This is a genomic window from Okeania sp. SIO2F4 (genome assembly GCF_010672385.1).
Lineage (GTDB): Bacteria > Cyanobacteriota > Cyanobacteriia > Cyanobacteriales > Microcoleaceae > Trichodesmium.
The window spans coordinates 1-6,035 of the sequence record NZ_JAAHGT010000599.1; the positions used below are offsets into that span (position 1 = coordinate 1).

Annotated in this window: 7 protein-coding genes; 1 reads left to right on the top strand and 6 read right to left on the bottom strand. The window is 31.4% G+C overall.

Annotated elements, in window-relative coordinates; all coding sequences use genetic code 11:
* Window positions 1-176: 176 nt before the first annotated feature.
* From F6K22_RS28420 to F6K22_RS28445, 6 genes are all read right to left on the bottom strand, one after another.
* A complete protein-coding gene (locus F6K22_RS28420) occupies window positions 177-1,130 on the bottom strand; it encodes a putative 2-dehydropantoate 2-reductase (protein ID WP_293105835.1) in 954 nt (317 codons plus the stop codon).
* A gap of 37 nt (window positions 1,131-1,167) precedes the next feature.
* Window positions 1,168-1,299, bottom strand: a complete 132-nt coding sequence (locus tag F6K22_RS28425) for a hypothetical protein (RefSeq protein WP_293105836.1) — start codon at window positions 1,297-1,299, stop codon at window positions 1,168-1,170.
* Between the two features lie 186 nt (window positions 1,300-1,485).
* The gene (locus F6K22_RS28430; protein WP_363274631.1) at window positions 1,486-1,896 is read right to left on the bottom strand and encodes a hypothetical protein; all 411 of its coding nucleotides are present in this window, start codon (window positions 1,894-1,896) and stop codon (window positions 1,486-1,488) included.
* Entirely contained in the window at window positions 1,897-2,178 is a 282-nt protein-coding gene (locus F6K22_RS28435; protein WP_293105838.1) for a hypothetical protein, read from the bottom strand.
* 223 nt (window positions 2,179-2,401) lie between these two features.
* Window positions 2,402-3,382, bottom strand: a complete 981-nt coding sequence (locus tag F6K22_RS28440; protein ID WP_293105839.1) for a hypothetical protein — start codon at window positions 3,380-3,382, stop codon at window positions 2,402-2,404.
* Between the two features lie 918 nt (window positions 3,383-4,300).
* Window positions 4,301-5,458, bottom strand: coding sequence for a tellurite resistance TerB family protein (locus tag F6K22_RS28445; RefSeq protein WP_293105841.1), 1,158 nt, complete (start codon window positions 5,456-5,458; stop codon window positions 4,301-4,303).
* A 337-nt stretch (window positions 5,459-5,795) separates the two neighbouring features.
* Between F6K22_RS28445 and F6K22_RS28450 the strand changes: the two genes are divergently transcribed.
* Window positions 5,796-5,945, top strand: coding sequence for a hypothetical protein (locus tag F6K22_RS28450; protein ID WP_293105842.1), 150 nt, complete (start codon window positions 5,796-5,798; stop codon window positions 5,943-5,945).
* Window positions 5,946-6,035 lie beyond the last annotated feature (90 nt).

The following is a 6,035-nucleotide window of genomic DNA, read 5'->3' on the forward strand; positions in this document are numbered from 1 at the left end:
TCAAGCCCCTAGCACCAAAATATTACAACTTAAATAGGATTGCTATATGATTTTTGATACTAGGTTTTGAAGTTTAGTATTTAGGTTTGATAAATCGGACTTAGTATCAGTTATTGATAAAATAAACAGATTGCTACTACTACTTTTATCATGCCCGAATTTTGACTTTTTTAAAGTTACAAAAACTTACTATCTGGCTGATTCCTAACATCTAAAAATTTCAACTGTCGATAAAGCAGAGAAATCATTGGCAAATCAACCCCCGCTTCTTTTGCCATCTGTAAAGGATTACCCACAATTGCTTCAACTTCTAAAGGTTTCTTCCCTTCATAATCTAGTTTCATACTGGTTAAATAAGGTTTCATTTTCTCTGTATGGTCGAGCATTTTTTGGATAAAGCGATCGTCTATTATTCGCCCGCAACTTTTTGCTCCTGCTACTACTTCCCACATTAATTGTTCTGCTACAAACCGTGTATCTGTATTGGCCATAATTTCATCTGTTCTGGCATCTAATACAACGGAAAGACCATTATAAGGAATATTCCAAACTAACTTTTTCCACCTAGCTAAAAGCAAATCTTCACTCAACTCAATCGGAATTCCTGCCTGTTCAAAATCTTTAGCAATTTCACCCATTTGTTCTGTAATTCCTGCTGGTCTATTGTTAGGAAAATATTGCCCAATAGTAATAGTACCATAGTCAATATGGCGAATTTTACCTGCTCCTACTTTATTAGAACAGACAAAACATAACCCACCTATTAGGGTATTGCTTCCTATAATCTGGAAAATTTCTGGTTCAATATTTATGCCATTTTGTAAGAGCAAAATTACAGTATTTTTATTTACTAATGGTGGTAATAATTCTGGCAAAAGATGATTTTGCGTTGCCTTCAATGCCACAACAACTACATCAGAATTTGGCATTTTTTTGACATCGTTATAGGCATCTATTTCTGGTAGAGTAAAATCTCCATCCACCGATTCGATAATTAAACCTTTTTCGGCAACGTGTTGGTAGTCGCTGCGCAGTAAAAAACTAACTTTATGACCTGCTTTTTGCAGTTTTGCGCCGTATAATCCGCCAACAGCGCCAGTGCCGATAATTGTATAAGTTTGATTTGACATTTTGATAAAATTTGAAAATTTAACTATTTATTACAGTTTAATATTTAATCACAGTTGCTCGCCAATAAAATTCGGCAGCACTACTGGCTAAAACTACTAAATTACCAGGCTTTATTTTCTCTAATTCTAGAATTTTAGCTAAACTAAATAAAGTATCTGTTGCTCCCAAATGACCGTTATTTTTTCAGGAAATCAAGGTATTTTTTTCAGTTCATTTCAGAGATTCAAGAATTGCTAATAATCAACTTTGTTTGATTTGATTAGTAAATAAAAAATCTATTTAATCTATAGAAAAAAACTTTTTTGTAATGCAGTTATTATATTTCAAGTTTTTTAAATAGACTTCCGATAAAATTTAGTCTAATTTTTGACGATTTTCTACTTTGACATAATTAAGTGCTAAGTCAATATTTTCACCTTTTACAGGCAACTTAGTACCGCCCAAAGGTACTCGAATAAAATCAGCTAATTTCTCATCAGTCATGCCATAATAGGAGAGAATTTTATTACTATTTAACAGGGCCGGGATAGCACCGTCGGCGAAAAAAAGTAGGGAGTTTGTATTTTTATCAAAGTAATTAAACAACTGGGATAATTTATCGCTACAAACAACTAAAGCATAATTTAAGCTCGCATCTGCCAACAACATATTCCGGCAAATCTGAATGCTTAAATTGCCACTGTTGCAAAAATTTATAACTTCAAAAGCATGAGCATTTTTAGCACCAATAATACCTTGAATTTTGGCTGGGGGAGACCAAAATATTTAATCGTAATCTCCTACTCCACAATAAGCAATTAAATCTATTTTTTCTGGTTTAATTTGTGCTTTATTTATAGCCAATATTGCTGCTTTAATTCCCATATCCCTAGGATGTTTATCTTCAGCAGCAATTGATTTTTTTTCCATGCCTATTTTTTCTGTCAAAACCCACAGGGGAATATCTGCTAGTTTGGCGATCGCTTTGCTAGTCATAATTCCTGAAGGTATATAATAACCAATTGTTGCAATGCCGACTGTTTCATTATTTTTTTTGCTTTCAATCATATAGTTTCTGCTTGCTTATTTTCATCTGGAAATAAATAGACATCTCCAGAAAAGAGGCAATAGGTATGGAGGGGAAAAAATTGATTATTTCTGTACGGTAATTTATTTGATTTTTTCTTGTTGGAGATGTCTAATGATGATATAAATATTCTTGAAAATTTACCAACATAGTTTTTCAGTTTAAATGGTTTTAATAATTCTCATGTATCTTGATAAAAATTGATTAATTTGGTGACTCATCCTCAGAAACTATAGAATTTATTTGACTAGGAAGAGTGAAGGTAACAATGCTCAAAAGATTAAGACTGCGATAACCATCAGAGATTACATTTGCATATTCTTTTGAATAAAAAGGACTGCTATGATAAGCAAATCCTTCTCCTATTTCATATCTTATTAATTCTGGTAGTGAAGTCGTTACTACTTGAACTTGTCGTTCGTTTTGTGGCACTACTATTACATGATATCTAGCAGCATTTGGTTGTTGACTAATATATCCAGAAAGCAAGCCATCTAATTCTCCCATAATTAACTTTTCTTGTTCAGAAACTTCTTCATCAATATTAATCAGAGCATTGATAATATCTTTTAATTCTGATACTTGTTTTTGTGGTGGTGAAATTGCCAAATAATCAGTTACATCTTGACGCAAATGTATGAGGTTGATGGCAGTATCTGCTATTCTGTTTTTCGTTAAATTATCCCAGGAAAAATTGATATTCCAATGGTCAGCAAATGATTGAATAAATTGCTTTTCTCTGGGGTCAAGGACTTCATCAATCATAGCTACCTGGCCTAAAATATTGATAATTTTTTGAGCGCCCGAAGGTTTGAAAAATGACTTAGCTAAATCCCCAGCTTCTTTTCTTTCTAAATTAAGAGTTTCTTTGATTAAAGTCCAGAATCCTTTTTTTCTTTCTCCAGGTACCCAGAATGACATTCCTACAATTATATTGAAAACTGCCAAAGTAGCAAATATTGTACTATCCATCAAACCCACATATTGTCTTTGAAAAAGATAGTTAAGTGAAAAAATTGATAGGGGAAATAAAGAAACTAATTGTGCCGTAACAGATATACTTTCTACTACTAAACGCTCATGTTTTCGCTTCCAAATTTGATTTGCTTTGAGGTAAGCTTCTGTTAAAGAGAACCCGATAGATAAAAAAGCTAGTATAGATACTGCCTTTTCAAACATTTCCATGATACTGCTCCAAAATGTAATTTTGATAGATAATTTACAACTATAACATTAGCAATCCGTGCATAGCTCGTAATATTTTGTTTTAGGGATTTGCAAATCAAACTCCTAGAGTTTTTTTCACAAATCCTGTAAGGATTAGTAATTTATAATATAGAGTAGCCGAAATTATTGAAATATAAAAATTTTTATATTTTAGGGTTCGGCTAAGGATATTGCATATAACTTTTCTTAGGAGTAGGGAGAGAGAAGAAAAAAATACTGTACTTAATTAAATCTAATAACTACTATATAGCAATCAGGAATTGGATGTGATAATTTGACGATTATTTTCAAGTGATTTTTTGTTTGCAGTCTTGATGTTTTTGTCTAGTTACTTGATATCTATATCGTTAATCATTGACTTGTATTAGGGAATAAAATTAATAGTAAATATCTCTTTATTTTCAACTGTCATATTTCAGAAAATAACAGTTTATTTTAAATTAGAAGCAGTTTTATCTCTCAAAAATATCTAAATTATTCAGGCATTGGTGAAATCAGGTATGAAATTCCTATCAAAGTAAGATTTATATTCAACAATTAACAATTAACAATTTTCATGTTCCGTAGAAAAACAATTAATAATTACCCCTTCTTAAAAGAAGGGGATTGACACTTAAGGGATTTTTTTGATTTTATCCCCTTAATGAGGCTTTAAACCTGAATTGTCTAATTATTAATTATTAGGTAAGAAAAAAATCAGTTTTAACTATAGTAATCCGTGCTTATGTTGCGACAAATCAAAAAGTAGATAAAAAAACTGAAACTCTTACCTGTTCACTGTTCCCTAAAAGCAGTAAGATTTTTATCCACAAATCAAATAGGATTGCTATACTGACTAATAAAAATCATAGAATCATTCACCAACCCCAATTATGATTAATTATCAGATACTTCATCATTCGATTTAGAAACTATAGAATTTATTTGATTAGGAAGAGTTACAGTCACGATGCTGAAAAGATTAAGACTGCGATAACCATCAGATATTATATCTGCATATTCTTTAGAATAAAAAGGACCGCTATTATAAGCAAATCCTTCTCCTACTTCATATCTTGTTAATTCTGGTAGTGAAGTAGTCACTACTTGAACCTTACGTTCGTTTTGTGGCGCTACTATTACATGATATCTAGCAGCATTTGATTCTTGACTAATATATTCAGAAAGTAAGCCTTCTAATTCTCCCATAATTAGCCTTTCTTTCTCGGAAACTTCTTCATCAATATTCACCAGAGCATCAATAATATCTTTTAATTCTGAGACTTGTTTCTGTGGTGGAGAAGTTGCCAAATAATCATTTACATCCTGACGTAAATTTATCAAATTTCTAGAACCACCTGCGCTTAGATTTGTAGTTAAATTTTCCCAGGATAAATTAATATCCCAGTGGTCAGCAAATGATTGAATAAACTCTTTTTCTCTGGGATCAATTACTTCATCTAGTGAAGTCGTCACAACTTGAACTTGCCGTTCATTTTGTGGTACTACTATTACATGATATCTAGCAGCATTTGATTCTTGACTAATATATTCAGAAAGTAAGCCTTCTAATTCTCTCATAATTAGCCTTTCTTTCTCGGAAACTTCTTCATCAATATTCACCAGAGCATCAATAATATCTTTTAATTCTGAGACTTGTTTCTGTGGTGGAGAAGTTGCCAAATAATCATTTACATCCTGACGTAAATTTATCAAATTTACAGAACTATTTCCTGTTTGATTTTTTGTGACATTTTCCCAGGAAAAATGGATATCCCAATGGTCAGCAAATGATTGAATAAACTGTTTTTCTCTGGGGTCAATTACTTCATCAATCATCGCTATCTGACTTAAAATACTGATGATTTTTTTCGCTCCCGAAAGTTTTAAAAATGACTTAGCTAAATCTCCAGCTTCTTTTCTTTCAAAATTAAGAGTTTCTTTGATTAAAGTCCAGAATCCTTTTTTTCTTTCTCCTGATACCCATAATGACATTCCTACAAGAATATAGAAAACTGCCAAACCAGCAATTAATATGGTGTTTATTAAACTCACATATTCCCCGTTGAAAAGATAGTTAAGTGAAAAAATTGATAAGGGAAATCAAGAAACTAATTTTGCCGTAACAGATATACTTTCTATAACTACACGCTCATGTTTTCGCTTCCAAATTTGGTTAGCTGTTAGGTAGACTCTTGTTAAAGAGAAACCTATGGATAAAAAAGCTAGTATAGATACTACTTTCTGAAAGATTTCCATGATACTGCTCCAAAATGTAATATATTTTAATTTAGATATAGATTAAGCTGTAAATATTCTTGAAAGGTTGAAAAAATATATTTTTCAAGAATATTTTTTGAGTTTAAATACTTTTAATAGTATCCATTAATCTATGTATACCATTACGCATTATAGATTAATTATCCGTGCTTATGTTGCGACAAATCAAAAAGTAGATAAAAAACTGAAACTCTTACCTGTTCACTGTTCCCTAAAAGCAGTAACATTTTTATCCACAAATCAAATAGGATTGCTATACTGACTAATAAAAATCATAGAATCATTCACCAACCCCAATTATGATTAATTATCAGATACTTCATCATTCGATTTAGAAACTATAGAATTTATT